Source organism: Pseudomonas sp. P4795, assembly GCF_048822895.1.
GTDB lineage: Bacteria > Pseudomonadota > Gammaproteobacteria > Pseudomonadales > Pseudomonadaceae > Aquipseudomonas.
The window spans coordinates 106,887-133,799 of sequence record NZ_JBMFBT010000007.1 but is presented as its reverse complement, the minus strand read 5'-3'; the positions used below and the strand labels follow the sequence as shown (position 1 = coordinate 133,799).

24 protein-coding genes are annotated in these 26,913 nt (G+C 58.5%); 8 read left to right on the top strand and 16 right to left on the bottom strand.

The window, feature by feature from the left end; all coding sequences use genetic code 11:
- The 7 genes from rsmG to rpmH form a co-directional block, all read right to left on the bottom strand.
- A complete protein-coding gene (gene rsmG, locus ACOI8A_RS20820) occupies nucleotides 1–645 on the bottom strand; it encodes a 16S rRNA (guanine(527)-N(7))-methyltransferase RsmG (protein ID WP_420650082.1) in 645 nt (214 codons plus the stop codon).
- Nucleotides 642–2,540 (bottom strand): tRNA uridine-5-carboxymethylaminomethyl(34) synthesis enzyme MnmG, encoded by a 1,899-nt coding sequence (gene mnmG, locus ACOI8A_RS20815; RefSeq protein ID WP_420650081.1) that lies wholly within the window; start codon nucleotides 2,538–2,540, stop codon nucleotides 642–644. The genes rsmG and mnmG overlap by 4 nt, the downstream gene beginning before the upstream one ends.
- Before the next feature lie 552 nt (nucleotides 2,541–3,092).
- Nucleotides 3,093–4,463: a tRNA uridine-5-carboxymethylaminomethyl(34) synthesis GTPase MnmE gene (mnmE, locus tag ACOI8A_RS20810; RefSeq protein WP_420650080.1), complete on the bottom strand. Its 1,371-nt coding sequence runs from the start codon at nucleotides 4,461–4,463 to the stop codon at nucleotides 3,093–3,095.
- Between the two features lie 81 nt (nucleotides 4,464–4,544).
- The gene (gene yidC / locus ACOI8A_RS20805) at nucleotides 4,545–6,227 is read right to left on the bottom strand and encodes a membrane protein insertase YidC (RefSeq protein WP_420650079.1); all 1,683 of its coding nucleotides are present in this window, start codon (nucleotides 6,225–6,227) and stop codon (nucleotides 4,545–4,547) included.
- Nucleotides 6,228–6,229: 2 nt separating this feature from the next.
- Entirely contained in the window at nucleotides 6,230–6,475 is a 246-nt protein-coding gene (gene yidD, locus ACOI8A_RS20800) for a membrane protein insertion efficiency factor YidD (protein WP_010465488.1), read from the bottom strand.
- Nucleotides 6,468–6,869, bottom strand: coding sequence for a ribonuclease P protein component (gene rnpA, locus ACOI8A_RS20795; protein WP_420650078.1), 402 nt, complete (start codon nucleotides 6,867–6,869; stop codon nucleotides 6,468–6,470). Before rnpA ends, yidD begins: the two co-directional genes overlap by 8 nt.
- Nucleotides 6,870–6,885: 16 nt before the next feature.
- Nucleotides 6,886–7,020: a 50S ribosomal protein L34 gene (gene rpmH, locus ACOI8A_RS20790; protein ID WP_003213577.1), complete on the bottom strand. Its 135-nt coding sequence runs from the start codon at nucleotides 7,018–7,020 to the stop codon at nucleotides 6,886–6,888.
- A 567-nt stretch (nucleotides 7,021–7,587) separates the two neighbouring features.
- On the opposite strand from rpmH, the gene dnaA reads away from it, so the two are divergent.
- From dnaA to gyrB, 4 genes are read left to right on the top strand one after another with little or no spacing between them, the layout of a single operon-like run.
- Nucleotides 7,588–9,108 carry a chromosomal replication initiator protein DnaA gene (dnaA, locus tag ACOI8A_RS20785; RefSeq protein ID WP_420650077.1) on the top strand — a complete coding sequence of 507 codons (1,521 nt, stop codon included), beginning with the start codon at nucleotides 7,588–7,590 and terminating at the stop codon, nucleotides 9,106–9,108.
- Between the two features lie 39 nt (nucleotides 9,109–9,147).
- Nucleotides 9,148–10,251 (top strand): DNA polymerase III subunit beta, encoded by a 1,104-nt coding sequence (gene dnaN, locus ACOI8A_RS20780; protein WP_420650076.1) that lies wholly within the window; start codon nucleotides 9,148–9,150, stop codon nucleotides 10,249–10,251.
- Between the two features lie 17 nt (nucleotides 10,252–10,268).
- Complete coding sequence (gene recF, locus ACOI8A_RS20775) at nucleotides 10,269–11,372, top strand: DNA replication/repair protein RecF (RefSeq protein WP_157714406.1); 1,104 nt, start codon at nucleotides 10,269–10,271, stop codon at nucleotides 11,370–11,372.
- A gap of 5 nt (nucleotides 11,373–11,377) precedes the next feature.
- Entirely contained in the window at nucleotides 11,378–13,795 is a 2,418-nt protein-coding gene (gene gyrB, locus ACOI8A_RS20770; protein ID WP_420650075.1) for a DNA topoisomerase (ATP-hydrolyzing) subunit B, read from the top strand.
- Between the two features lie 56 nt (nucleotides 13,796–13,851).
- On the opposite strand, the gene ACOI8A_RS20765 is transcribed toward gyrB, so the two are convergent.
- Nucleotides 13,852–14,571: a response regulator transcription factor gene (locus tag ACOI8A_RS20765; RefSeq protein ID WP_420657808.1), complete on the bottom strand. Its 720-nt coding sequence runs from the start codon at nucleotides 14,569–14,571 to the stop codon at nucleotides 13,852–13,854.
- A 144-nt stretch (nucleotides 14,572–14,715) separates the two neighbouring features.
- On the opposite strand from ACOI8A_RS20765, the gene ACOI8A_RS20760 reads away from it, so the two are divergent.
- The gene (locus ACOI8A_RS20760) at nucleotides 14,716–16,245 is read left to right on the top strand and encodes a sensor histidine kinase (protein ID WP_420650073.1); all 1,530 of its coding nucleotides are present in this window, start codon (nucleotides 14,716–14,718) and stop codon (nucleotides 16,243–16,245) included.
- 169 nt (nucleotides 16,246–16,414) lie between these two features.
- Here ACOI8A_RS20760 and ACOI8A_RS20755 read toward each other — a convergent pair whose 3' ends face one another.
- The 4 genes from ACOI8A_RS20755 to glyQ form a co-directional block, all read right to left on the bottom strand.
- Entirely contained in the window at nucleotides 16,415–17,194 is a 780-nt protein-coding gene (locus ACOI8A_RS20755; RefSeq protein ID WP_420650072.1) for a lysophospholipid acyltransferase family protein, read from the bottom strand.
- A gap of 82 nt (nucleotides 17,195–17,276) precedes the next feature.
- On the bottom strand, nucleotides 17,277–17,810 hold the full coding sequence (gene gmhB / locus ACOI8A_RS20750) for a D-glycero-beta-D-manno-heptose 1,7-bisphosphate 7-phosphatase (RefSeq protein ID WP_420650071.1): 534 nt from the start codon (nucleotides 17,808–17,810) through the stop codon (nucleotides 17,277–17,279).
- Between the two features lie 6 nt (nucleotides 17,811–17,816).
- Nucleotides 17,817–19,871, bottom strand: coding sequence for a glycine--tRNA ligase subunit beta (glyS, locus tag ACOI8A_RS20745; RefSeq protein WP_420650070.1), 2,055 nt, complete (start codon nucleotides 19,869–19,871; stop codon nucleotides 17,817–17,819).
- Nucleotides 19,868–20,821, bottom strand: coding sequence for a glycine--tRNA ligase subunit alpha (gene glyQ / locus ACOI8A_RS20740; RefSeq protein WP_420650069.1), 954 nt, complete (start codon nucleotides 20,819–20,821; stop codon nucleotides 19,868–19,870). Before glyQ ends, glyS begins: the two co-directional genes overlap by 4 nt.
- Before the next feature lie 81 nt (nucleotides 20,822–20,902).
- Here glyQ and ACOI8A_RS20735 point away from each other — a divergent pair, with 81 nt between their 5' ends.
- From ACOI8A_RS20735 to ACOI8A_RS20725, 3 genes are all read left to right on the top strand, one after another.
- Complete coding sequence (locus ACOI8A_RS20735) at nucleotides 20,903–21,460, top strand: DNA-3-methyladenine glycosylase I (protein WP_420650068.1); 558 nt, start codon at nucleotides 20,903–20,905, stop codon at nucleotides 21,458–21,460.
- 40 nt (nucleotides 21,461–21,500) lie between these two features.
- Nucleotides 21,501–22,388: a lysophospholipid acyltransferase gene (locus ACOI8A_RS20730; protein WP_420650067.1), complete on the top strand. Its 888-nt coding sequence runs from the start codon at nucleotides 21,501–21,503 to the stop codon at nucleotides 22,386–22,388.
- Nucleotides 22,389–22,475: 87 nt separating this feature from the next.
- Complete coding sequence (locus ACOI8A_RS20725) at nucleotides 22,476–22,715, top strand: PilZ domain-containing protein (protein ID WP_420650066.1); 240 nt, start codon at nucleotides 22,476–22,478, stop codon at nucleotides 22,713–22,715.
- 4 nt (nucleotides 22,716–22,719) lie between these two features.
- On the opposite strand, the gene ACOI8A_RS20720 is transcribed toward ACOI8A_RS20725, so the two are convergent.
- The 4 genes from ACOI8A_RS20720 to fmt form a co-directional block, all read right to left on the bottom strand.
- Complete coding sequence (locus ACOI8A_RS20720) at nucleotides 22,720–23,034, bottom strand: tetratricopeptide repeat protein (RefSeq protein WP_420650065.1); 315 nt, start codon at nucleotides 23,032–23,034, stop codon at nucleotides 22,720–22,722.
- A gap of 167 nt (nucleotides 23,035–23,201) precedes the next feature.
- Nucleotides 23,202–24,575 carry a Trk system potassium transporter TrkA gene (gene trkA, locus ACOI8A_RS20715; RefSeq protein WP_420650064.1) on the bottom strand — a complete coding sequence of 458 codons (1,374 nt, stop codon included), beginning with the start codon at nucleotides 24,573–24,575 and terminating at the stop codon, nucleotides 23,202–23,204.
- 22 nt (nucleotides 24,576–24,597) lie between these two features.
- Entirely contained in the window at nucleotides 24,598–25,908 is a 1,311-nt protein-coding gene (rsmB, locus tag ACOI8A_RS20710) for a 16S rRNA (cytosine(967)-C(5))-methyltransferase RsmB (protein WP_420650063.1), read from the bottom strand.
- Nucleotides 25,905–26,864, bottom strand: coding sequence for a methionyl-tRNA formyltransferase (fmt, locus tag ACOI8A_RS20705; protein WP_420650062.1), 960 nt, complete (start codon nucleotides 26,862–26,864; stop codon nucleotides 25,905–25,907). Before fmt ends, rsmB begins: the two co-directional genes overlap by 4 nt.
- Between the last annotated feature and the right edge of the window lie 49 nt (nucleotides 26,865–26,913).

Sequence of the window (26,913 nt, the reverse complement as noted above, 5' to 3'; positions counted from 1 at the left end):
TCATGCCGTGCGGCGCAGTATCAGCAGATGGCGTTGGCCTTGGCAACCGGGTACGGCCAGGGCGTGTTCGCTATCGAGGTGGAAGTCTGCCGGCAATGCTACCAGCTCATCGGCCGGATGAACGCCCTTCATTGCCAGCCAGCGCGTATCGGCGTCGCCGAGGTGGCGCGTCCAGTTGCTGAAGTTTTCCATGCTGCTGAATGCCCGGGAAATGATCCCGTTGAATGGCTGTGCAGGTTGGAACGCTTCGACGCGACTGTGGATAACTTGCAGGTTATCCAGTTTGAGTTCGAGTTTGACCTGAGTCAGGAAGCGGGTTTTTTTGCCGTTGCTGTCCAGACAGGTCACTTGCGAGTCCGGATACAGAATCGCCAACGGAATGCCCGGCATGCCGCCGCCGCTACCGACGTCGAGCCAGCGGCCGTTTTCGATGAACGACATCACGCTGAGACTATCGAGCAAATGCCGGGAAACCATTTCGTCCGGATCACGCACGGCGGTCAGGTTGTAGGCCTGGTTCCATTTGATCAACAGGGCCAGATAACCCAGCAGCAACTGGTGCTGGGTTTCGCTGAGATCGACACCGAGCGCGCGGGCTCCTGTGGATAACTCTTCGGCGTGTTGCGAGGTGACCTTAGAACTCAAGCGCTTTGCTCCAACTGACGGCCCGCGCCGCGTTTTTTCAAATGAATCATCAACAGCGAAATCGCTGCCGGGGTTACACCCGGGATCCGTGAAGCCTGGCCCAGCGTCTCGGGACGCGTCGCACCAAGCTTGCTCTGGATCTCCTTGGAGAGGCCGGAAATGTTGGTGTAATCGATATCCACAGGCAGTTTGGTGTCTTCACTGGCGCGCAGACGGGCGATTTCGTCCTGCTGACGGTCGATGTAACCGGCGTACTTGGTCTTGATCTCGACCTGCTCGGCAACCTGTGGATCTTCGGCGCCGTCGCCGGTCACTGCGACCAGACCAGCGTAGTCGATTTCCGGACGGCTCAAGAGATTGAGCAAGTTGTATTCGTGGGTCAGCGGCGTGCCGAATTTTTCCGCAATCGCATCGCCCTGCGGCGTGCCTGGACGAACCCAGGTGCTCTTCAGGCGTTGCTCTTCGAGTTCGATACTTTCGCGTTTTTTGCAGAACGCGGCCCAGCGCGCGTCATCGACCAGACCCAATTCGCGACCTTTTTCGGTCAAGCGCAGGTCGGCGTTGTCTTCGCGCAGAATCAAACGGTACTCGGCACGCGAGGTGAACATGCGGTACGGCTCTTGGGTACCAAGGGTGATCAGGTCATCGACCAATACGCCGATGTACGCCTCATCGCGACGTGGGCACCAGGCATCTTTGCCCTGCGCACGCAGCGCAGCATTGGTCCCGGCCAGCAAACCCTGGGCGCCGGCTTCTTCGTAACCGGTGGTGCCGTTGATTTGCCCGGCGAAGAACAGACCGCCGATGACCTTGGTTTCCAGGCTGTATTTCAAATCGCGTGGATCGAAATAGTCGTACTCGATGGCATAACCCGGACGCACGATGTGCGCGTTTTCCATGCCGCGAATCGATTGCACGATTTGCAACTGCACGTCGAACGGCAAGCTTGTGGATATCCCGTTCGGGTACAGCTCATGAGTGGTCAGACCTTCCGGCTCGATAAAGACCTGATGGCTTTCCTTGTCGGCAAAGCGATGGATCTTGTCTTCGATCGACGGGCAATAACGCGGACCGATGCCTTCGATCTCGCCGGCAGCGGAATACATCGGCGAACGGTCGAGGTTCGCCGCAATGATTTCGTGGGTACGCGCGTTGGTGTGAGTAATCCAGCAGCTGACCTGCTTCGGATGCTGTTCCTTGTTGCCCATGAACGACATCACCGGGATCGGCGTGTCACCTGGCTGCTCGGTCATCACCGAGAAATCCACAGATCGGCCATCAATGCGCGGTGGCGTACCGGTTTTCAGGCGACCCACACGCAGCGGCAATTCACGCAAACGGTGAGCCAAGGCAATCGACGGTGGATCACCGGCGCGACCGCCGGAAAAATTCTGCAAACCGATGTGGATAAGTCCGCCGAGGAACGTACCGGTGGTCAACACCACGGAATCGGCGAGGAAACGCAGACCCATTTGCGTGACAACACCGCGTACTTGTTCCTGCTCGACGATCAGGTCATCAGCGGCTTGCTGAAATATCCACAGGTTCGGCTGGTTTTCCAGGGTTTCGCGGACAGCGGCCTTGTACAGAATCCGGTCGGCCTGAGCGCGGGTAGCACGCACGGCCGGGCCTTTGCGGCTGTTCAACACGCGAAACTGGATGCCGCCCTTGTCGGTAGCCATGGCCATCGCACCGCCGAGGGCGTCGATTTCCTTCACCAGATGGCTTTTGCCAATGCCACCGATGGCCGGGTTGCAACTCATGGCACCGAGGGTTTCCACGTTATGCGTCAGCAACAGGGTTTTTACGCCCATGCGTGCTGAGGCCAGTGCTGCCTCGGTACCGGCATGACCGCCGCCGATGACGATCACTTCAAAACGGGAAGGGAAATCCACCACGCACCTCGTGCCTGCTTAAGTAGGTATTTACGGGAATGTTCGATCTCGGGTTTTTGAACCCGGTCGGCAAGTATAGGGACTTCGCCCTTTCTAAAGAACCCTTTGCACAAAATTTAACCAGCTGTGGAAAACCCGCGGTTAAAAGAATAAAAAAGAAAGAAATTTATAAAACCTTTGTTTTAATGCTTATTCTTACTGAGCACCATTTCTGTGGATAGATCTCTACAGGCCACACAATTCAATGTGTACAGAGATCTTGAAAGCTGTGGTCATGTGCCAATGAGGGGTTTGGATAACCGGTGTAAGCCTGTGGATGAAAGGGGTGGTTATCCACAGGGGCAGTTATATCCAGTTTTAAGGCCCTGTTATCAACTGCCCTCAGTGGCAGTTATTCACAGGGCTTAATCCACAGAAAATCGACGAATCAAGGAATTTTGGGCGAGAGAAATTCGCTCAGGCTGAAGAATCAGCCCCGCATTCGGGATCGGAATTTAGAGAATAGAGAGAAAGACGGACCGCGAACGGGTCCGTCTTGGGGGGATAGCTCGCTTACTTACCGATGCAGAAGCTGGAAAAGATCCGTCCAAGCAGATCATCGGAGCTGAATGCGCCGGTGATTTCACCCAAAGAGTGCTGGGCCTGACGGAGATCTTCGGCCAGCAACTCTCCTGCGCCCGCCAGGGTCAGCTGAGCACGACCGTGTTCCAGCGCATCGCTCGCATGGCGCAAGGCTTCCAGGTGCCGGCGACGGGCGCTGAAGCTGCTTTCCGATGTCTGCTCGTAGCCCATGCAAGCTTTGAGATGATCGCGCAGCAGATCCAGTCCTTCTCCGGCCGACTTGGCGCTCAGACTAATCCTCACATGGCCATCGTCACTGATTTCCAGAGCGATGGCTTCTCCGGTCAGATCGGCCTTGTTGCGGATCAGCGTGACTTTCGCCGGATCCGGACGGGTCTCGAGGAATTCCGGCCAGAGAGCGAACGGATCTGCAGCCTCCGGAGCGGTCGCGTCAACCACCAACAGCACGCGATCCGCCTCGCCGATCGCCTTCAATGCACGCTCGACGCCGATCTTTTCAACATGATCGTCGGTATCACGCAGCCCGGCGGTGTCCACAACGTGCAGCGGCATGCCGTCGATGTGGATATGTTCACGCAAGATATCCCGGGTTGTGCCGGCAATCTCGGTGACGATCGCGGCTTCGCGACCCGCGAGGGCATTCAGCAGACTGGACTTGCCGGCATTCGGACGACCGGCAATCACCACGGTCATACCGTCACGCAATAACGCGCCCTGCCCGGCCTCACGCAGCACTGTGGCCAGTTCGTCGCGCACCTTGTCGAGCATGCTCAGTACATGGCCATCGGCGAGGAAATCGATTTCTTCTTCCGGAAAATCAATCGCGGCTTCGACGTAAATCCGCAACCCGATCAATTGTTCAGTGAGGTTATGCACACGCTGGGAAAACGCACCCTGTAAGGAGCGCAGTGCATTACGCGCTGCCTGGGCAGAACTGGCTTCGATCAGATCGGCAATCGCCTCGGCTTGAGCCAGGTCGAGTTTGTCATTGAGGAACGCGCGCTCACTGAATTCGCCCGGACGGGCAAGACGGCAACCGAGTTCCAGACATCGCTTGAGCAACATATCCAGAACAATCGGGCCGCCGTGGCCCTGCAATTCCAGTACGTCTTCACCGGTAAACGAGTTCGGACCCGGGAAATACAGCGCCAGACCTTCATCCAGCACCTGTTGATCGTCACTGAAAAACGGGCCGTAGTGAGCGTAACGCGGTTTCAGTTCGCGGCCGCTGATGGCTTGAGCCGCAGCCCCGGCCAATGGTCCGGAAATACGGACGATGCCCACACCACCACGACCTTGAGCGGTAGCGATGGCGGCGATGGTTTCACGAGGTACGCTCATAAACCGGTATCCAGACAAAAATGGCAGATAGCAAAACGCCCCACTAGGGGGCGTTTTGAGTGGTGTTATCCACAGAGTAAGTTACGCCTCGGCTTTTTTCGTCGCCAACTCGACCTTACGCGTGATGTACCACTGTTGTGCAATCGACAGGCAGTTGTTCACAACCCAGTACAGCACCAGACCAGCAGGGAACCACAGGAAGAAGAAGGTGAAGATGATCGGCATCATTTTCATCACTTTCGCCTGCATCGGATCCGGCGGAGTCGGGTTCAGACGCTGCTGGATAAACATGGTCGCGCCCATGATGATCGGCAGGATGAAGAACGGATCCTTGATCGACAAGTCGGTGATCCACAGCATGAACGGCGCCTGGCGCATTTCAACGCTTTCCAGCAGAACCCAGTACAGCGAAAGGAAAACCGGCATCTGCACGAGGATCGGCAAGCAGCCACCCAGTGGATTGATCTTCTCTTTCTTGTACAGCTCCATCATGGCTTGCGACATTTTCTGCCGGTCATCGCCATGTTGCTCTTTCAGCGCTGCCAGTTTTGGAGCCACGGCGCGCATGCGGGCCATCGACTTGTAGCTGGCGGCCGACAGAGGGAAGAAGATCCCTTTGATCAGCATGGTCAGGAAGATGATCGACCAGCCCCAGTTACCCACAATGCTGTGGATATGTTGCAGCAGCCAGAAGATCGGCTGAGCAATGAACCAGAGAATGCCGTAGTCGACAGTCAATTCCAGACCTGGGGACAACTCTTTCAGTACTGCCTGACTTTTCGGACCTGCGTACAGAACAGCGCTGGTTTCAACTTTTGCACCAGGAGCAGCGGTCAGCGAAGCACCGGTGTAGCCAATGATGTAGTTGCCTTTGCTGTCTTTACGGGTCTGGACGATGTTGTTTTCGCCCTTCGGAGCAACCCATGCAGTCACGAAGTAGTGCTGCAGCCAGGCTACCCAACCACCGGTGACGGTTTCTTTGACCTGACCCTTGTCCATGTCCTTCATGGACACTTTCTTGTACGGCTCCGAACTTGTCCACAGGGCAGCGCCCAGGTAAGTCGCGGTGCCGGTAGCCGTGGTCGACGAAGGATCAGCACTGGCGTCACGCTTCAACTGGGCAAACATCGCACCAGTCCAGGGCTGAGCGCTCTGGTTGTCGATCAGGTAGGAAACGGTTACGTCGTACATGCCGCGTTTCACTGTGAAACGCTTGATGTAGTTGACCCCGTCCTTGCTGAACTTCAGGTCCACGACCAATTGGTCCTGACCGTCAGCCAGTTGATAAGTCTTCTTCTCCGAGGAGTAGATCGGGCGACCAGCCGGATTTGCGTCCGGACCGTTGGTGCCAATCAGACCGCTTTGAGCCAGGTAAACACGCTCCCCGCCGTTGTCGAACAGCTGGAACGGAACGTCTGGACGATCCTGACGACGCGGATACAGCGGCAAAGTCAGCTGAGCAACGTCGCCACCTTGTGGATCGATCGCGAGATCGAGCACGTCGGTTTTGATCTGGATCAGATCCTTGCTGACGGCAACCGGTGCTTCTACTGGTGCGCTGGTATCGCTGGCGGCACGCGGAATATCGTCACTGACGGCAGCATTATTGCCAGTGGAAGTTTCCGGCAGGCCCGGTGTGGTCGTAGTGGAAGCAACATTCTGAGTCGGCAAGGCAGCCTGACCGTAATCCTGGTTCCATTTAAGGACCATGACATAGGCCACGATTGCCAGGGCGACGATCAGGATCGTGCGTTTGATATCCATGATTACTCGGCCATCGAAGAAGAACGGGAGGTAGGGATAGGTGGAACCGGGTCATAACCACCGGGATTCCACGGATGACAGCGACCTAAACGACGAAAGGTCAGCCAGCCACCGCGTAGAAGGCCATGATTTTCTATGGCTTCATACGCGTAGCAGGAACAACTGGGGTAGAAGCGACAGTGACTGGCCATCAGAGGACTAATGGCATAGCGGTAAAACTGGATCGGAACGAGTGCCAGTTTACGCATCTGGACTGTCTACCCCTACAGTTTCGGCTTTGACTGCTGGAACCGGCGCATTACGAGCCAGACGTTTCCAGAGTTTGCCGAAATGCTGAATCAATTCGGGGTTTTCTACGTCACCCAAACCTTTGCGCGCGACGATAACAATGTCCCAGCCGACCAGTGAATCCTGGTGCAGACGGAACGATTCACGCATCAAACGTTTGAGGCGATTGCGCTCGACGGAGAGCTTTACGCTCTTTTTCCCGATAACCAGCCCGAGACGGGGGTGATCAAGATCGTTGTTGCGCGCAAGGAGCAGGAGATTTTTCCCCGGAACCTTGCCGGTAGGGGAGTCAAAGACTGCCTTGAAATGCCGGGGGGTAAGCAGACGCTTTTCCCGACTGAAGTCCTGACTCACCTCCATTGCCGGATTATCAAACTGCCAGACGTGCGCGACCTTTGGCGCGACGACGCGACAGGACGGCACGACCGTTCTTGGTAGCCATGCGAGCACGGAAACCGTGAGTACGAGCGCGTTTGATAGTGCTTGGTTGGAAAGTACGTTTCATTGTCGTGTTACCTGGTTCGTCCACAACGGGCCGGAATGGCCCCCGTTTTAAGAGACCGGGGATTCTAGAGAAAGCAAGCCTTCAGGTCAATTTCCAACCAGCGTTTCCTTATAAATAGATCTGCACGGCATTTCAGGTTGAATGCCTGTGCGCTAGATATAGAAATAAAGAAGGGAAGTATTTAAAGCTTTTCTGTAAAGCTTATAAAAGCTAGGCACGCCATCCTCTGTGGATAACTGCCTTAAAGCCTTCTAACTCGTGATGTACAGAGGATGACAACTACAGTGGAAAACCGTGTTCAGCCTGTGCTGCACTGTCGGATAACCTGTGTGTGAAACGGGTGTTTATCCACAGGCAGGTTATCCACCGAGTTCAACCCCCAGTTGTCCAGTGAGCTTAGACACGGTTATCCACAGAGCTTATTCACATGCCGTTGGTCGTTTTTTCTGCGGTTAACGCATTGATAAATCATGTGCACCGCACAACCTGCATGTGGATAAGTGGGCGGCTCGCCGCTACAATGGCCGCTTGTTTTTGCCTCACCGGCTTTCAACTTAGGGGATATCCGTGTCAGTGGAACTTTGGCAGCAGTGCGTGGAGCTTTTGCGCGAAGAGCTGCCTGCCCAACAATTCAACACCTGGATCCGTCCACTACAGGTCGAAGCCGAAGGCGACGAGTTGCGCGTCTATGCACCGAATCGTTTTGTGCTCGACTGGGTCAACGAAAAGTACCTCGGCCGAGTCCTTGAACTGCTGGATGAGCATGGCAACGGCCTCGCGCCCGCGCTGTCCTTATTAATAGGCAGCAAACGCAGTTCCGCTCCGCGTGCAGCGCCGAATGCGCCGCTCGCCGCGGCTGCCTCCCAGGCGCAGGCCGCCGCCGCTCCGGCCAGTGCACCTGCGCAGGTACAGACGGCTGCTCCGGCGAAACGGGCAACGCAGAAATCCGCTGAAATCAGTGAAGAGCCGTCACGCGACAGCTTCGATCCAATGGCTGGCGCCGCCTCGCAGCAAGCTCCGATTCGCGCTGAACAACGCACCGTGCAGGTCGAAGGTGCGCTCAAGCACACCAGTTACCTGAACCGCACGTTCACTTTCGAGAACTTCGTCGAAGGTAAATCCAACCAGCTCGCCCGTGCGGCGGCCTGGCAGGTGGCGGATAACCCCAAGCATGGTTACAACCCGCTGTTCCTGTATGGCGGTGTTGGTCTGGGTAAGACTCACTTGATGCACGCGGTGGGCAACCACCTATTAAAGAAGAATCCGAATGCCAAGGTCGTGTACCTGCATTCCGAGCGTTTCGTGGCCGACATGGTCAAGGCGTTGCAACTGAATGCGATCAACGAGTTCAAGCGTTTCTACCGTTCGGTGGATGCGTTGCTGATCGATGACATTCAGTTCTTCGCCCGCAAGGAACGTTCCCAGGAAGAGTTTTTCCACACCTTCAACGCCCTGCTTGAAGGTGGTCAGCAGGTCATTCTTACCAGTGACCGCTACCCGAAAGAAATCGAAGGCCTTGAAGAACGCCTCAAATCCCGCTTTGGCTGGGGCCTGACGGTTGCCGTCGAGCCGCCGGAGCTGGAAACCCGCGTTGCGATCTTGATGAAAAAGGCCGATCAGGCCAAAGTCGACTTGCCGCATGACGCCGCGTTCTTCATTGCCCAGCGCATTCGCTCCAACGTCCGTGAGCTGGAAGGCGCGCTGAAACGCGTGATCGCCCACTCGCATTTCATGGGCCGCGACATCACCATCGAGTTGATTCGCGAATCCCTGAAAGACTTGTTGGCATTGCAGGACAAACTGGTTTCTGTGGATAACATTCAGCGCACGGTCGCCGAGTACTACAAGATCAAGATTTCCGACTTGCTGTCCAAGCGCCGTTCGCGCTCGGTGGCACGTCCGCGTCAGGTCGCGATGGCGTTGTCCAAAGAACTGACCAACCACAGCCTGCCGGAAATCGGCGACGTGTTTGGCGGCCGCGACCACACGACCGTGTTGCACGCCTGCCGCAAGATCAACGAACTCAAGGAATCCGACGCGGACATCCGCGAGGACTACAAGAACCTGCTGCGTACACTGACTACTTGATGAACACCAGCGCAGCTTATTAAGGCAAGGGACTAGACCATGCATTTCACCATTCAACGCGAAGCCCTGTTGAAACCCCTGCAACTGGTCGCAGGTGTCGTCGAGCGCCGACAGACCTTGCCGGTTCTGTCCAACGTGCTGCTGGTCGTCGAAGGCCAGCAACTGTCGCTGACCGGTACCGACCTCGAAGTCGAACTGGTCGGCCGTGTGCAACTCGAGGAGCCGGCTGAAACAGGTTCCATCACCGTGCCTGCGCGCAAGCTGATGGACATCTGCAAAAGCCTGCCCAACGATGCGCTGATCGACATCAAGGTCGACGAGCAGAAGCTGGTGGTGAAGGCTGGCCGTAGCCGCTTCACCCTGTCGACCCTGCCGGCCAATGATTTCCCGACTGTGGAAGAAGGCCCGGGCTCGCTGACTTGCAGCCTGGAGCAGAGCAAGCTGCGTCGTCTGATCGAACGCACCAGCTTCGCCATGGCCCAGCAGGACGTACGTTATTACCTCAACGGGATGCTGCTGGAAGTATCGGAAGGCATCATCCGCGCGGTCGCCACCGATGGTCACCGTCTGGCGATGTGCTCGATGAAGGCCGATATCGGTCAGCCGGATCGCCATCAGGTGATCGTGCCGCGCAAAGGTATTCTTGAACTCGCGCGCCTGCTCACCGAGCCGGACGGCATTGTCAGCATTGTGCTGGGTCAGCATCACATTCGCGCCACCACTGGTGAATTCACCTTCACCTCGAAACTGGTAGACGGCAAATTCCCGGATTACGAGCGCGTTCTGCCAAAGGGCGGCGACAAGCTGGTACTGGGCGACCGTCAGGCGCTGCGCGAAGCGTTCAGCCGTACCGCGATTCTGTCCAACGAGAAGTACCGTGGCATTCGTCTGCAACTGGCCAATGGTCAGCTGAAGATTCAGGCCAATAACCCGGAGCAGGAAGAAGCGGAAGAAGAAGTAGGCGTTGAGTACAACGGCGGTTCGCTGGAAATCGGGTTCAATGTGAGCTACTTGCTCGACGTGCTGGGCGTGATGACCACTGAGCAGGTTCGCCTGATCCTGTCTGACTCCAACAGCAGTGCGCTGGTGCAAGAGTCCGACAATGACGACTCGGCTTACGTTGTCATGCCGATGCGTCTGTAATCTTGCGCTGACCCTGGATGTCCTTAAGTCGCGTCTCGGTCACCGCGGTGCGCAATTTGCACCCGGTGACCTTCTCCCCCTCCCCCCGCATCAATATTCTTTACGGCGCCAATGGCAGCGGCAAAACCAGTGTTCTGGAAGCCATTCACCTGCTGGGGCTTGCCCGTTCGTTTCGTAGCACGCGTCTGTTGCCAGTCATCCAGTACGAGCAACTCGCCTGCACCGTGTTCGGTCAGGTTGAGCTGGCCGAGGGTGGCCACAGTGCCTTGGGGATTTCGCGTGACCGGCAGGGCGAGTTCCAGATCCGCATCGATGGCCAGAACGCCCGCAGTGCCGCGCAACTGGCGGAAATTTTGCCGTTGCAGCTGATCAACCCGGACAGCTTCCGTCTGTTGGAAGGAGCGCCGAAGATTCGCCGGCAGTTTCTCGACTGGGGTGTGTTCCATGTGGAACCACGGTTCATGTCGACCTGGCAGCGCTTGCAGAAGGCCCTGCGCCAGAGAAACTCCTGGCTGCGGCATGGTACACTTGACGCCGTTTCGCAAGCGGTTTGGGACAGGGAACTGTGCCAGGCCAGCGCTGAAATCGATGAATACCGCCGCGCATACATCAAAGCCTTGAAACCAGTCTTTGAACAGACTTTGAGCGAACTGGTTGAGCTTGAAGGTTTGACGCTCAGCTATTACCGGGGCTGGGACAAAGACCGGGAATTGAGTGCTGTATTGGCTGGGTCCGTTCAACGGGACCAGCAAATGGGTCACACCCAGGCCGGACCGCAACGCGCTGATTTGCGTCTTAGATTGGGCGCACATAATGCCGCGGACATCTTGTCCCGGGGTCAGCAGAAGTTGGTGGTCTGCGCATTGCGAATTGCCCAAGGGCATCTGGTGAGCCAGGCCCGACGCGGCCAGTGTATTTATCTGGTGGATGACTTGCCGTCTGAATTGGACGAGAACCACCGACGCGCGCTGTGCCGCTTGCTGGAAGACTTACGCTGCCAGGTGTTCATCACCTGTGTAGATCACGAATTATTGAGGGAAGGCTGGCAGACGGAAACGCCAGTCGCTCTGTTCCACGTGGAACAGGGCCGTATCACCCAGACCCACGACCATCGGGAGTGAAGGCATTGAGCGAAGAAAATACGTACGACTCAACGAGCATTAAAGTGCTGAAAGGCCTGGATGCCGTACGCAAACGTCCCGGTATGTACATTGGCGACACCGACGATGGCAGCGGCCTGCACCATATGGTGTTCGAGGTGGTCGACAACTCGATCGACGAAGCCCTCGCCGGCCATTGTGACGACATCAGCATCATCATCCACCCGGATGAGTCCATCACCGTTCGCGACAACGGCCGTGGCATCCCGGTAGACGTGCATAAAGAGGAAGGCGTTTCCGCCGCCGAGGTCATCATGACCGTCCTCCACGCGGGCGGTAAGTTCGACGATAACTCATACAAAGTATCCGGCGGTCTGCACGGTGTAGGTGTTTCCGTAGTTAACGCCCTGTCCGAAGAGCTGATCCTGACCGTTCGCCGCAGCGGCAAGATCTGGGAACAGACTTACGTGCATGGCGTTCCGCAAGAGCCGATGAAAATCGTTGGCGAGAGTGAAACCACCGGTACGCAGATCCACTTCCGTCCTTCCGACGCGACCTTCAAGAATATTCACTTCAGCTGGGACATCCTGGCCAAGCGCATCCGTGAACTGTCCTTCCTCAACTCCGGTGTCGGCATCGTCCTCAAGGATGAACGCAGCGGCAAGGAAGAATTGTTCAAATACGAAGGCGGCCTGCGTGCGTTCGTTGAATACCTGAACACCAACAAGACTCCGGTCAACCAGGTGTTCCACTTCAACATCCAGCGTGAAGACGGCATCGGCGTGGAAATCGCCCTGCAGTGGAACGACAGCTTCAACGAGAACCTGTTGTGCTTCACTAACAACATCCCGCAGCGCGACGGCGGTACCCACTTGGTGGGCTTCCGTTCGGCACTGACGCGTAACCTGAACACCTACATCGAAGCTGAAGGCCTGGCGAAGAAGCACAAAGTCGCCACCACCGGTGACGATGCGCGTGAAGGTCTGACCGCGATCATTTCGGTGAAGGTACCGGATCCGAAGTTCAGCTCCCAGACCAAAGACAAACTGGTTTCTTCCGAAGTGAAGACCGCGGTCGAACAGGAAATGGGCAAGTACTTCTCCGACTTCCTGCTGGAAAACCCGAACGAAGCCAAGCTGGTTGTCGGCAAGATGATCGACGCCGCACGTGCCCGTGAAGCTGCACGCAAGGCCCGTGAGATGACCCGCCGCAAAGGCGCGCTCGACATCGCCGGCCTGCCGGGCAAACTCGCTGACTGCCAGGAAAAAGACCCGGCGCTGTCCGAACTGTACCTCGTGGAAGGTGACTCCGCGGGCGGCTCTGCCAAGCAGGGACGTAACCGCAGGACCCAGGCCATCCTGCCGTTGAAGGGCAAGATCCTCAACGTCGAGAAGGCGCGCTTCGACAAGATGATCTCTTCCCAGGAAGTGGGCACCTTGATCACCGCGCTGGGCTGCGGCATCGGTCGCGACGAGTACAACATCGACAAGCTGCGTTACCACAACATCATCATCATGACCGATGCTGACGTTGACGGTTCGCACATCCGTACCCTGCTGCTGACCTTCTTCTTCCGTCAGTTGCCGGAGTTGATCGAGCGCGGTTACATCTACATTGCCCAGCCGCCGCTTTACAAGGTCAAGAAAGGCAAGCAAGAGCAATACATCAAAGACGACGACGCCATGGAAGAGTACATGACGCAGTCGGCCCTGGAAGATGCGAGCCTGCACCTGAATGAAGAAGCACCGGGCATTTCCGGCCCGGCGCTGGAACGTCTGGTGAATGACTTCCGCATGGTGATGAAGACCCTCAAGCGTTTGTCGCGCCTGTACCCACAGGAACTGACCGAGCACTTCATCTACCTGCCGGCCGTAAGCCTGGAAAAACTCGGCGACCACGCAGCTATGCAAGACTGGCTGGCGCAGTACGAAGCCCGTCTGCGTACCGTCGAGAAGTCCGGTCTGGTGTACAAAGCCAGCCTGCGTGAAGATCGCGAGCGCGGCGTGTGGTTGCCAGAGGTTGAACTGATCTCCCACGGCCTGTCGAACTACGTCACCTTCAACCGTGACTTCTTCGGCAGCAACGACTACAAAACCGTCGTCACCCTCGGCGCTCAACTGAGCACCCTGCTCGACGAAGGCGCGTACATCCAGCGTGGCGAACGCAAGAAAGCCGTTACCGAGTTCAAGGAAGCCCTGGACTGGTTGATGGCCGAAAGCACCAAGCGTCACACCATTCAGCGATACAAAGGTCTGGGCGAAATGAACCCGGATCAGCTGTGGGAAACCACCATGGACCCAAGCGTGCGCCGCATGCTGAAAGTCACCATCGAAGACGCCATCGGCGCAGACCAGATCTTCAACACCCTGATGGGTGACGCGGTCGAGCCTCGCCGTGAGTTCATCGAGAGCAATGCGTTGGCGGTTTCTAACCTGGATTTCTGATCTCGGTCGGCACCAACAAAAAGGCCAACGCATTTGCGTTGGCCTTTTTTTGATCTTTACGCGTCCGTGGCCGCCACACTCTCCAACCGATACCCATACCCGTAAATCGTCAGCAACTGCCAACCCCGATCCGCCGTCAGCCCCAGCTTGTTGCGCAGTCGATAGATATGCGTATCCAGCGGTCGTGACGTGGACATTTCTTCATGCGGCCAAAAGCGCTCGTACAGATAATCCCGTGACAACGGCCGACCCAAGTTGCTGAACAGACAATGCGCTAGCCGATACTCACGCTCGGTCATTATGATCGGTTTGCCATCACGGGTGACAGTCAGCTCTGCGTCATCGAACACCAGATCGTTGAAGCTCAAGATTTCCGCTGATGCTGTACGTTTCTGACTGTGCCTGCGCAACACTGCCGCCACCCGCGCCTTCAGTTCGTTGGGCCGAAACGGTTTGCTGACGTAATCATCAGCCCCGGCATTCAGCGCCTGAACGATATCGCTCTCCCCGTCACGACTGGTGAGCATGATCGCCGCCGGTGGCACCTCCATGTGTTCGCGAGTCCAACGTAGCAACGCCAAACCGGTCAGATCGGGTAATTGCCAATCGAGGATCAACAGATCGAAGGTCTCCCGGCGCAATTGCCGCAGCAGGTCTTCACCACGTTCGAAGCTGTGCAGTGACCACGGCTGCTCCCCGGCTTCGGCCATCTGTTGCAGGGTCTGCTCGACCCGGCGCAGTTCGGCGGGTTCATCGTCCAGTATTGCAACGCGCATACGCGAGGTGTCCTTCTTGCTGGGCTGTTTGCCCCGGTGAAAGTAAGCGGCCCGCCGTTGATCGACGTCCGCTATGATTCTTCGGGTCTCCGTCCTCAGACCCGTGGCCCATGAATCCATTCACTCCGCCCTGCCCTGTTTGCCATGAATAATCAGCGTCGGCATGAAAGCCGTGAGCCGAGTCAGGTGCAGCGTTTGTTTCGGCAACTGGTGCGCGAGTGGTTGTGGATAAGTCTAGTGCTGTTGCCGCTGACTGCGCTGCTTTCGTGGCGTGCGCAAATCAGTCTGCATGACGCCTCCCCAGGGCTGAGCGCCTTGTTGTCGGTGACGCTGGTGGCTTGCGTGCTTGGGCTGTTGCTATGGCGGCCACGTCTGGCGTTGTGGGTGACGTTGATCGGCATGGCCTGCACGTTAGCGTCCAGCGCCGCTCTGGCGGAACTCAGACACTGGTGGTCACCAACGCCCGCGGTATTGGGCATGCTATTCGGCTACCTGATCTGGAACTGGCGGCGCCTGAGTGTGGTGCTGACCTATTTCGGCTGGGAACTGGCGCGGCTCGACAGTGAACCGAAGGTTTTCCCCGAACGCCGCCGTGCGCAGTTTCCCAGTGCCGACCGCTTGCAGGGGCAGATCATGGCCCTCGAACAAGCCATGAGTCGCACCCGCGATACGCGACGCTTCATTGCTGATGGTCTGGAATACCTGCCGGTCGCGACGTTGATCAGCGACCCCAAAGGCAAGATTCTGCTGGGCAACCGCAATGCCCGGGATCTGTTTGGCGCCGTTCTGGCTGGGGATGATGTCCTTGAGCAGTTGGCGCATCTGGGTTATCCGGAGTTGTCCACAGACCCACGCCCGGCGCTGTCCGAATTGCCGCTGCTGGAGTTTCGCGATCACAAGGAACGCAGCCTGCGTCTGGAACGCGCCGCGCTGCTGCCGGTGGACGGCGAAACACCGATTGGCTGGCTGTGGAGTCTGACCGATCTGAGTGCCGAGCGCGCCGCCGAGGAACAACGCGGAGTTCTACTGCGCTTCCTCTCCCATGACTTGCGTGCACCGCACTCGGCGATCCTCGCGTTGCTTGATGTGCAGCGTCATGAGGTTGGGGATTCGCCGCTATTCGAGCAGATCGAGCGCCAAGTGCGTCGAGCACTCGATCTCACCGATGGTTTCGTGTTGCTGGCCCGCGCCGAATCGGAGGCTTATCAGTTCCAGCCGAGCCTGTTCGCCATGTTGGTTCTCGACGTACTTGATCAGGCACTGCCAATCGCCCAACAAAAACGCATCGAACTGCTGCATGAAATCGACGAGCAATCCCAGGAACGCCTGATCATGGCTGACCAGGGCCTGCTGACTCGAGCGCTGTTCAATCTGTTGGAGAACGCGATCAAGTACAGCGCGGCCGACACGAAAATCTGCCTGCGGATCAGTTGTCACGAGAACTGGCTGCACTGCGAACTCGCGGACCAAGGCAAAGGCATCGCCGCGCAAGAACTGCCCGAACTGTTCACCCAATACCGGCGCTTTTCATCCGCGCAAGGCACCGACGGCGTAGGGCTGGGGCTGTCGATGGTCAAAGCCGTGATCGATCACCATGGTGGCCGCATCGAGTGCCGCAGCGTGATCGACGAAGGCACGACATTCCGCTTGGAGTTACCGCTAATCCCTGAATGAACAGGCATAAAAAAACCGGCTATATCAGCCGGCTTTTTTGCGCCCGAAAAAAAACTTATGCACCTTTTTCGGAGTTTTATGAGCTTAAGAAATATATATGTAGATCAACGAGTTAGATAACGTATTCATGGTTTTTCAACAAAACCGTACACAGGTTATCCACAAAATCTCAGACAGCAATCCGGTCGCTTTCCGCCGGTGCCTGCGCGGCCGGTGGCAGCGAACCCATTTCCCGTTGCGTCTGCTCATTCCAGGCCTGCACCCGGTCGTTCAATGCGGCAATGGCTCGCGGCCCTGTGCCTTCGGCGTACATCGGTTCGCCGATGACCACGGTGATCACGCCGGGCGTCTTGCCCCACCCGGCTTTCGGCCAGAATTTGCCGGCATTGTGTGCAATCGGCAGCACCGGAAGCTCGGCATTCACCGCCAACGCGCTACCACTGCGCGAGAATTTGCCAACAGTGCCGAACGGAACGCGCGTGCCTTCCGGAAAAATCAGCACCCAAACATTGTCCTTGAGCAGCTCGTCGCCTTTTTTCGCCACGACTTTGAGCGCGGCTTTCGGGTTGTCGCGGTCAATCGCAATCGGCCGCAGCATGGCCATGGCCCAGCCGAAGAACGGCACGAACAACAATTCGCGCTTGAGCACCTGGCTCAAGGGCGAGAAATATGCGGAGAGAAAGAAAGTCTCCCAAGTGCTCTGGTGGTTCGACTGAATCACGCAGGGCCGGTCAGGCACGTTGTGCGCACCTTTGATTTCGTAAGTGATCCCGAGGAACACCTTGCTCAACCACAAGGCGCAGCGGCACCAGTACACGTTGATGAAGCGATAGCGCGCCTTGAATGGCAAAAATGGCGCGATAAAAAAACTCAGGCTGCACCACAGCAAAGAGCTGGTGCCCAGCAGCAGGTAAAAGAGAAAAATTCTGATGGCCCGCAGTATCGACATGACGACATTTACCGTTACGGGCAATGCCCGACTGTTCAAGCGCACTCCCGATCAATCCCTGGTCAGGAACGTCAGAAGCACTCTAGTTGTGGATAAGTTCTGCGGCAATCGCCGCCAGATCATCAAAAATCAGGGTGCCAACCGGCAGGGTTTTGCCCTGAGTCTTTACGCCTTTCCCGGTCTTTACCAAAACAGGTTGTGAATCGACGGCTTTGGCGGCCTCCAGGTCACCAAGGCTGTCGCCGACGAACCAGACATTCGTCAGCGACACGTCGTAATGCTGCGCAATGGTCTTCAACATGCCGGGTTTCGGTTTGCGGCAAGCGCAGCCCTCATCCGGCCCGTGTGGGCAATAAACGATCAGCCCGACTTCACCGCCCTGCTCCGCCACCAGCTCGCGCAGGCGCGCGTGCATGGCGTCGAGGGTGGCGAGGTCGTAGTAGCCGCGAGCAATGCCCGACTGGTTGGTGGCGACCGCCACGGTCCAGCCGGCCTTGCTCAACTGCGCAATCGCCTCGATCGAGCCGGGCAGCGGAATCCACTCCTCTACCGACTTGATGTAAGCGTCGGAGTCGTAATTGATCACTCCGTCCCGATCGAGAATCAGCAGTTTCAAACAGTTTTACCCCAGAAGCGAAATGTCAGCGATGTTGAGGAACAACCCGCGCAGTCGAGCCAGCAAGGCATAACGGTTCTTGCGAACATCCTCGTTCTCCGCATTTACCATCACAGCTTCGAAGAAAGCATCGACAGGCTCACGTAGCGCAGCCAAGCGCGCCAATGCTTCGGCGTACTCTCTGTTTTCCATTAGAGGCTGTACGGATGTGTAAGCCTGCTGGATCGCTGAGTTAAGAGAAAACTCCACAGCATTATCGAAATAACGAGCCTCGGGCAGATTGAAAATCGTTGGTTCGGCTTTACTGATCAGGTTCGACACACGCTTGTTCACTGCTGCCAACGCTGCCGCTTCCGGCAGTTTGCGGAACGCTTGCACCGCTTGCACACGCTGATCGAAATCCAGCGCCGAGCCCGGCTTCAGGGCACGTACCGACAGATAGGTAGCAACGTCTACGCCTTCGTCTTCGTAACGCGCACGCAGACGGTCGAAGATGAAGTCCAACACCGATTCGTTAAGGCCGGCAGCCTTGACCTTGGCACCGAACGCACTCACGGCGAAAGCCACGGCGTCGTTCAGATCCAGATCGAGTTTCTTCTCGATCAGGATACGCAGCACGCCGAGAGCGGCACGGCGCAGGGCATACGGGTCTTTGCTGCCGGTGGGCAGCATGCCGATGCCGAAGATTCCGACCAGAGTGTCGAGTTTGTCGGCGATGGCCACGGCTGCACCGGTCAGGGTCGCCGGCAATTCAGCGCCAGCGCCACGCGGCATGTACTGCTCGTTCAGTGCCAGCGCGACATCTTCCGGCTCGCCGTCGTTGAGGGCGTAGTAGTAACCGGCGACGCCTTGCATCTCCGGGAACTCGCCGACCATTTCGGTGGCCAGGTCGCATTTCGACAACAAGCCTGCGCGGGCAGCCCACGAAGCGTTGCCGCCGATGCGGGCGGCGATGTAAGCCGCCAGTTTCGAAACGCGCTCGGCCTTGTCGTAAACGCTGCCGAGTTTTTCCTGGAACACTACGTTCTTCAGGCGATCGTTGAACGTTTCGAGTTTCTGCTTCTTGTCTTGCTTGAAGAAGAATTCGGCGTCGGTCAGACGTGGGCGAACCACTTTCTCGTTACCGGCGACGATCTGCTGCGGATCCTTCGATTCGATGTTGGCCACGGTGATGAAACGCGGCAGCAACTTGCCATCGGCGTCCAGCAGGCAGAAGTACTTCTGGTTGTCCTGCATGGTGGTGATCAGCGCTTCCTGCGGCACGTCGAGGAAACGTTCCTCGAACGAGCAGACCAGCGGCACCGGCCATTCAACCAGCGCGGTCACTTCGTCGAGCAGGGCTGGCGGCACAATCGCCGTGCCTTCCTGCATCGTCGCCAGTTCTTCGGTGCGCTTGCTGATGATTGCGCGACGCTCGTTGGCATCGGCCAATACATAAGCGGCACGCAGGTCGGCCAGGTAGCTCGACGGCGAACTGATGCGCACGCTTTCCGGGTGGTGGAAGCGGTGCCCACGGGAGTCACGGCCAGCCTTTTGCGCGAGGATCGTGCAGTCGATGACCTGGTCACCGAGCAGCATCACCAGCCATTGGGTCGGACGCACGAATTCTTCCTTGCGTGCACCCCAACGCATGCGTTTCGGGATCGGCAGGTCATTCAGCGAATCTTCGACGATGGTCGGCAGCAGGCTCGCAGTCGGCTTGCCGGCGATGCTCTGGCTGTAGCGCAGTTTCGGGCCGCTTTGATCGATTTCGCTCAGATCGACGCCGCACTTCTTGGCGAAGCCCAGCGCGGCCTGAGTCGGGTTGCCTTCAGCATCAAAGGCAGCCTGACGTGGCGGGCCGTCGAGGTTGATGCTGCGATCCGGTTGCTGGGTGGCCAGCGCGGTAATCAGCACAGCGAGACGACGCGGCGCGGCGTACACGGTTTTTGCTTCGTAGCTCAGACCGGCAGCTTGCAGGCCCTTGTCGATCCCGGCGAGGAACGCGTCAGCCAAAGTGTTCAGGGCTTTGGGTGGCAGTTCTTCGGTGCCCAGTTCAACCAGAAAATCTTGCGCACTCATTGTGCAGCCTCCAGCTTGGCCAGTACTTCGTCACGCAGGTCCGGGGTTGCCATCGGGAAGCCCAGCTTGGCGCGAGCCAGCAGGTAGGCTTGGGCGACGGAACGCGCCAGGGTGCGTACGCGCAGGATGTATTGCTGACGCGCGGTCACCGAGATTGCCCGGCGCGCATCCAGCAGGTTGAAGGTGTGCGAGGCCTTCAGGACCATTTCGTAGCTCGGCAACGGCAGCGGTTGATCGAGCTCGATCAGGCGCTTGGCTTCGCTTTCATAGAAGTCGAACAGTTCGAACAGCTTGTCGACGTTGGCGTGTTCGAAGTTGTAAGTGGACTGCTCCACTTCGTTCTGGTGGAACACGTCGCCGTAGGTGACTTTGCCCATCGGACCGTCAGCCCAGACCAGGTCGTAAACCGAATCCACGCCTTGCAGGTACATGGCCAGACGCTCGAGACCGTAGGTGATCTCGCCGGTCACCGGGTAGCACTCGATACCGCCCGCTTGCTGGAAGTAGGTGAACTGGGTCACTTCCATGCCGTTGAGCCAGACTTCCCAGCCCAGACCCCAGGCGCCGAGGGTCGGCGATTCCCAGTTGTCTTCGACGAAGCGGATGTCGTGGACCAATGGGTCGAGGCCGACAAGCTTGAGCGAGCCCAGGTACAGCTCCTGGAAGTTGTCCGGGTTCGGCTTCAGGACTACCTGGAACTGATAGTAGTGCTGCAGACGGTTCGGGTTTTCGCCATAACGGCCGTCAGTCGGACGGCGGCTTGGCTGCACGTAAGCGGCGTTCCAGGTTTCCGGGCCGATGGCACGCAGGAAGGTCGCGGTGTGGAAAGTGCCGGCGCCTACTTCCATATCGTAGGGCTGAAGTACCACACAACCTTGCTCGGCCCAGTACTGCTGGAGCGCGAGGATCAAGTCTTGGAAGGTACGCACGGCTGGCGTAGGCTGGCTCACGAAATTCACCTGTTTCTTGGGCTGCGATTTAAAGAGCGGGAGTATACCCGATTCAGTCGCGCCTCCACCCCCTGGAGCCTTATGCCACGCTGCTTTTGGTGTTCTGAAGATCCGCTGTACATGGCTTATCACGATCAGGAGTGGGGCACGCCGCTACGCGATGCGCAGGGTTTGTTCGAGTTGCTTTTGCTCGAAGGGTTCCAGGCCGGCCTGTCGTGGATCACCGTGTTGCGCAAGCGCGAGCGCTATCGCGAGGTGTTGTTCGGCTTCGACGTGCAGCGCGTGGCGCAGATGAGCGATGCGGAAATCGCTGAGTTGATGCTCGATCCGGGGATCATTCGCAACCGTCTCAAATTGAATGCCGCCCGACGTAATGCGCAAGCCTGGCTGGCGCTGGAAGACCCGGTGAAGTTTCTCTGGTCGTTCGTCGACGGTACGCCGGTGATCAATCATTTCAAGGATCGCAGCGAAGTCCCGGCCATCACCCCGCAAGCCGTGGCCATGAGCAAAGCCTTGAAAAAGGCTGGTTTCACCTTCGTTGGTCCGACCATTTGCTACGCGCTGATGCAGGCCTCGGGCATGGTCATGGATCACACCCAGGACTGCGACCGCTACGCGCAGCTCGCCAACGGCGGTTAGAATGGCCGCCTCGCGCACCGCACAAGATCAGGAGTGACCTGTGGAAAAGTTTAAAGGCGCCTTGCTGGTAGGCGCTCTGCGGCTGTTTGCCCTGCTGCCGTGGCGGGCCGTGCAAGCCGTGGGTTCGGCGATCGGCTGGATCATGTGGAAAACCCCCAACCGCTCCCGCGACGTGGTGCGGATCAATCTCGCCAAGTGTTTTCCACAGATGGATGCGGCCGAGCGCGAGCGTCTGGTCGGCCAGAGCCTGAAAGACATCGGCAAGTCCCTGACCGAAAGCGCCTGTGCATGGATCTGGCCGGCTCAGCGTTCCATTGATCTGGTGCGCGAAGTCGAAGGCCTCGACGTGCTCAAGGATGCATTGGCCTCGGGCAAAGGCGTGGTCGGCATCACCAGTCACCTCGGCAACTGGGAAGTGCTTAACCACTTCTATTGCAGCCAGTGCAAACCGATCATTTTCTACCGCCCGCCCAAGCTCAAGGCTGTGGATGACTTGCTGCGCAAGCAGCGCGTGCAACTGGGTAACAAGGTTGCGGCCTCAACCAAAGAAGGCATCCTCAGCGTGATCAAGGAAGTGCGCAAAGGTGGTGCAGTGGGCATTCCCGCTGACCCGGAACCGGCCGAATCCGCCGGGATCTTCGTGCCGTTCTTTGCCACTCAAGCGCTGACCAGCAAATTCGTGCCGAACATGCTCGCCGGGCACAAAGCCGTCGGCGTGTTTCTGCACGCGCTGCGGCTGCCGGACGGTTCCGGCTACAAGGTAATCCTCGAAGCCGCACCGGAAGCCATGTACAGCACCGATACCGAGACTTCCTGCGCGGCGATGAGCCAGGTGGTCGAGCGCTATGTGGCGGCGTATCCGAGCCAGTACATGTGGAGCATGAAGCGCTTCAAGAAACGGCCGCCGGGCGAAGAACGCTGGTATTGATGCATTTGGATTGATGCATTTGGCATGATCTGTGGATAACTTCCTGCGGGAAGGTTATCCACAACCGTTCATTCAAGGGCGCAGAAGATGTCCGAACACCGCAAATCATTTCGCATCAAGATCACCCACGAAAGCTTCGGCGAATGCCTGGGGCAGACGCGCAATCTGTCTACTACGGGCGTCTACGTTCAGCATCCGCGTCTCGCCGGATTGCCCACCGGCGCGGTGGTCTATGGCCAGGTGCAGGATTTACCCACAGGTGCGCCACGAGTGCGCATGGAAGTAGTGATGGTCGATGCCGAGGGCATCGGTCTGCGTTATCTCTGATCGATCACGGCGCTTGCCGTTCGAGCTTTTTCAGAAACACCGTCATTTCTTTCTCTGCCTGCTTGTCGCCATGGGCGCGGGCGGCTTCCAGACCCTGCTCCCACGCCTGACGCGCGGCGGCGTGATCGCCCAGCGTCTGATGCGCCTTGCCGAGCAGTTTCCACGCAGCCGAATATTTCGGGTCTAGCTCGACACAGCGCTGGAAGTGCGCGGCAGCCTTGGCATTCTCCCCCAGATCCAGATAACCCTTGCCCAGGCCAAAGCGCAGCAATGAGTTATCCACACCCTTGGCGAGCATTTTTTCCAGGGATTCGAGCATTGGTGGATTCCTTTTCGGGGTGTCAGGGGAAATCTGTGGCGCCGCCATCGCTGGCAAGCTAGCTCCCACAGGGATCTCTGGTGTACATCACATTATTGAACAACCCCAAACCCTGTGGGAGCTGGCAAGCCAGCGATGAGGTCATAACAGACACAGAAAAATCAGGATCAGAAGAAGCTCAGACCGACATGGAACAGCTTCTCCACATCGCGGATATGCTTTTTATCCACAAGGAACAGGATCACGTGGTCGCCCGCCTCGATCACCGTGTTGTCGTGGGCGATGATCACTTCTTCTGCCCGGATGATCGCGCCGATGGTAGTGCCTGGCGGCAGCGCGATGTTTTCGATGGCCTTGCCGATGACCTTGCTCGACTTCGAATCGCCATGCGCTACCGCTTCGATGGCTTCGGCAGCGCCGCGGCGCAACGAGTGCACGCTGACGATATCGCCACGCCGCACGTGGGCGAGCAAGGTGCCGATGGTTGCCAGTTGCGGACTGATGGCGATATCGATGTCGCCGCCCTGGATCAGGTCGACGTAGGCCGGGTTGTTGATGATCGTCATGACTTTCTTCGCCCCCAGCCGTTTGGCCAGCAGCGACGACATGATGTTGGCTTCGTCATCGTTGGTCAGCGCGAGGAAGATATCCGCGTCGGCGATATTTTCTTCCAGCAGCAGGTCGCGGTCTGAGGCGCTGCCCTGCAACACCACGGTGCTGTCGAGCGTGTCCGAGAGATAACGGCAACGCGCCGGGTTCATCTCGATGATCTTCACCTGATAACGGCTTTCGATGGCTTCGGCCAGGCGCTCGCCGATCTGTCCGCCGCCGGCAATCACGATGCGTTTGTAGGTTTCGTCGAGGCGGCGCATTTCGCTCATCACTGCGCGAATGTTCGCACGGGCGGCGATGAAAAAGACTTCGTCATCGGCCTCGATTACCGTGTCGCCCTGCGGCAGGATCGGCCGGTCACGGCGGAAAATCGCCGCTACGCGGGTTTCCACATTCGGCATGTGCTCACGCAACTGGCGCAGTTGCTGGCCCACCAGCGGCCCGCCGTAATAGGCGCGCACCGCCACCAGTTGCGCCTTGCCTTCGGCGAAGTCGATCACCTGCAAAGCGCCGGGATGCTGGATCAGGCGTTTGATGTAATTGGTCACCACCTGCTCGGGGCTGATCAGAACGTCGACGGGAATCGCTTCGTTGTCGAACAGCTCGTCGCGGGTCAGGTAGGACGCTTCGCGCACCCGGGCAATCTTGGTCGGCGTGTGGAACAGCGTGTGCGCGACCTGACAGGCAATCATGTTGGTTTCGTCGCTGTTGGTCACCGCCACCAGCATGTCGGCGTCGTCGGCACCGGCCTGACGCAGGATGGTCGGCAGCGAGCCACGGCCCTGCACGGTGCGGATGTCGAGCCGGTCACCGAGGTCGCGCAGGCGCTCGCCGTCGGTGTCGACCACCGTGATGTCGTTGGCCTCGCTGGCCAAATGTTCCGCCAGCGAACCGCCGACCTGTCCCGCACCGAGGATGATGATTTTCATCCAGTCACTCCGTTGAATCCGTTTAGCCGCGCGCGGCAGCGATCTTGATCAGCTTGGCGTAGTAGAACCCGTCATGCCCGCCCTGCTGGGCCAGCAATTGGCGACCATGCGGCTGTTTGATCCCGGCCGTGGTGGCCAGATCCAGCTCGCGGGCGCCGGGCGTGCGCTCAAGGAACGCGGCGATGACTTCGGTGTTCTCGGTCGGCAAGGTCGAGCACGTGGCGTAGAGCAGAATGCCGCCGACTTCGAGGGTCTGCCACATGGCGTCGAGCAGCTCGCCTTGCAGGGTCGCGAGAGCGGCGATGTCATCGGCCTGACGCGTGAGCTTGATGTCCGGATGCCGGCGGATCACACCCGTCGCCGAACATGGCGCGTCGAGCAGGATGCGCTGAAACGGTTTGCCGTCCCACCACTTGGCCGTGTCGCGACCGTCGGCGGCGATCAGTTCGGCGCTCAGGCCGAGGCGTTCAAGGTTTTCCCTGACGCGCACCAGACGCTTGGCTTCCAGATCCACCGCCACCACGCCGGCCAGCGCCGGTTCGGCTTCGAGGATGTGGCAGGTCTTGCCCCCGGGTGCGCAGCAGGCGTCGAGCACGCGTTGGCCCGGCGCGAGGTCAAGCAGGTCGGCGGCGAGTTGCGCGGCTTCGTCCTGCACGCTGATCCAGCCTTCAGCAAAACCCGGCAGGCTGCGCACGTCGCTGGCCGCTTCGAGAATGATGCCGTCACCGCTGTAAATGCACGGCGTCGCGGCGATCCCGGCTTCAGTCAGCAAGCCAAGGTAAGCGTCGCGGCTGTGGTGGCGGCGGTTGACCCGCAGGATCATCGGCGGATGCGCATTGTTGGCTTCGCAGATCGCCTCCCACTGTTCCGGCCAGAAAGCCTTAAGGGATTTTTGCAGCCAGCGCGGGTGAGCGGTACGCACCACCGGGTCTCGCTCCAGTTCGGCGAAAATCGCCTCACTTTCGCGCTGTGCATTACGCAACACGGCGTTGAGCAACGCTTTGGCCCACGGCTTTTTCAGCTTCTCGGCGCAACCCACGGTTTCACCGATGGCCGCGTGCGGCGGCACCCGGGTGTAGAGCAGTTGATAGAGACCGACGAGCAGCAGCGCTTCGACATCGGCGTCGGCAGCCTTGAAGGGTTTCTGCAACAGCTTGGCTGCCAGCGCCGACAGGCGTGGCTGCCAACGCGCGGTGCCGAACGCCAGATCCTGAGTGAAACCGCGATCGCGATCCTCGACCTTATCCAGTTGCGTCGGCAGGGAGCTGTTGAGCGAGGCTTTGCCGCTCAGGACAGCGGCGAGTGCCTTGGCGGCGGCCAGACGCGGGTTCATTGCGCGTCCACCGTTGCGCCGAGAATCGTGCCGACGGCGAATTTCTCACGACGGCTGTTGAACAGGTCGCTGAAGTTCAGCGCTTTACCGCCGGGCAATTGCAGACGGGTCAGGCACAGGGCTTGTTCACCGCAGGCGACGATCAGACCGTCCTTGCTGGCGCCGAGAATCGCGCCCGGTTTGCCGCTGCCCTCGGCCAGTGTGGCCGCCAGCACTTTCAGCGCTTCGCCATTCAGCGTGCTGTGGGTGATCGGCCAAGGATTGAAAGCGCGTACCAGACGTTCCAGCTCGACCGCCGGACGGCTCCAGTCGATGCGTGCTTCGTCCTTGTTGAGTTTGTGTGCGTAGGTGGCGAGGCTGTCGTCCTGCACTTCGCCTTGCAGCGTGCCAGCGGCCAGACCGGCAATCGCTTGCACCACAGCCGGAGGACCCATTTCCGCGAGGCGGTCGTGCAGGCTGCCGCCGGTGTCTTCGGCGCTGATCGGGGTGACGACTTTGAGCAGCATCGGCCCGGTGTCGAGGCCGGCTTCCATGCGCATCACGGTCACGCCGCTTTCAGCGTCGCCGGCTTCCACAGCACGTTGAATCGGCGCTGCACCGCGCCAGCGCGGCAACAGTGAGGCGTGACTGTTGATGCAACCCAGGCGGGGAATATCCAGCACCACTTGCGGCAGGATCAGGCCATAAGCGACCACCACCATCAAGTCCGGCTTCAGCGCGGCGAGTTCGGCCTGCGCGTCTTCATTGCGCAGAGTCGGCGGCTGCAAGACCTGGATGTTATTTTCCAGCGCGAGCTGCTTGACCGGGCTCGGCATGAGTTTTTGCCCGCGACCGGCCGGGCGATCCGGTTGGGTGTAGACCGCGACGATCTCGTAAGGGCTGTTTAACAGGGCCTTGAGGTGTTCGGCGGCGAATTCCGGGGTGCCGGCAAAGACAATGCGCAGTGGCTCGGTCATCAGAAGGTTCTCACAAAAAGAAAAAGGCTTGCCGCAGCAAGCCTTTGAA

Excerpts from the sequence above, each read along its gene's own strand:
- fmt (WP_420650062.1), bottom strand. The coding sequence starts at position 26,864 with ATGACCGAGCCACTGCGCATTGTCTTTGCCGGCACCCCGGAATTCGCC.
- trkA (WP_420650064.1), bottom strand. The coding sequence starts at position 24,575 with ATGAAAATCATCATCCTCGGTGCGGGACAGGTCGGCGGTTCGCTGGCG.
- recF (WP_157714406.1), top strand. The coding sequence starts at position 10,269 with ATGTCCTTAAGTCGCGTCTCGGTCACCGCGGTGCGCAATTTGCACCCG.
- ACOI8A_RS20765 (WP_420657808.1), bottom strand. The coding sequence starts at position 14,571 with ATGCGCGTTGCAATACTGGACGATGAACCCGCCGAACTGCGCCGGGTC.
- mnmE (WP_420650080.1), bottom strand. The coding sequence starts at position 4,463 with ATGAGCGTACCTCGTGAAACCATCGCCGCCATCGCTACCGCTCAAGGT.
- ACOI8A_RS20725 (WP_420650066.1), top strand. The coding sequence starts at position 22,476 with ATGTCCGAACACCGCAAATCATTTCGCATCAAGATCACCCACGAAAGC.
- yidD (WP_010465488.1), bottom strand. The coding sequence starts at position 6,475 with ATGCGTAAACTGGCACTCGTTCCGATCCAGTTTTACCGCTATGCCATT.
- ACOI8A_RS20755 (WP_420650072.1), bottom strand. The coding sequence starts at position 17,194 with ATGTCGATACTGCGGGCCATCAGAATTTTTCTCTTTTACCTGCTGCTG.
- yidC (WP_420650079.1), bottom strand. The coding sequence starts at position 6,227 with ATGGATATCAAACGCACGATCCTGATCGTCGCCCTGGCAATCGTGGCC.
- ACOI8A_RS20735 (WP_420650068.1), top strand. The coding sequence starts at position 20,903 with ATGCCACGCTGCTTTTGGTGTTCTGAAGATCCGCTGTACATGGCTTAT.
- rsmB (WP_420650063.1), bottom strand. The coding sequence starts at position 25,908 with ATGAACCCGCGTCTGGCCGCCGCCAAGGCACTCGCCGCTGTCCTGAGC.
- dnaN (WP_420650076.1), top strand. The coding sequence starts at position 9,148 with ATGCATTTCACCATTCAACGCGAAGCCCTGTTGAAACCCCTGCAACTG.
- rpmH (WP_003213577.1), bottom strand. The coding sequence starts at position 7,020 with ATGAAACGTACTTTCCAACCAAGCACTATCAAACGCGCTCGTACTCAC.
- glyS (WP_420650070.1), bottom strand. The coding sequence starts at position 19,871 with ATGAGTGCGCAAGATTTTCTGGTTGAACTGGGCACCGAAGAACTGCCA.
- ACOI8A_RS20760 (WP_420650073.1), top strand. The coding sequence starts at position 14,716 with ATGAATAATCAGCGTCGGCATGAAAGCCGTGAGCCGAGTCAGGTGCAG.
- ACOI8A_RS20720 (WP_420650065.1), bottom strand. The coding sequence starts at position 23,034 with ATGCTCGAATCCCTGGAAAAAATGCTCGCCAAGGGTGTGGATAACTCA.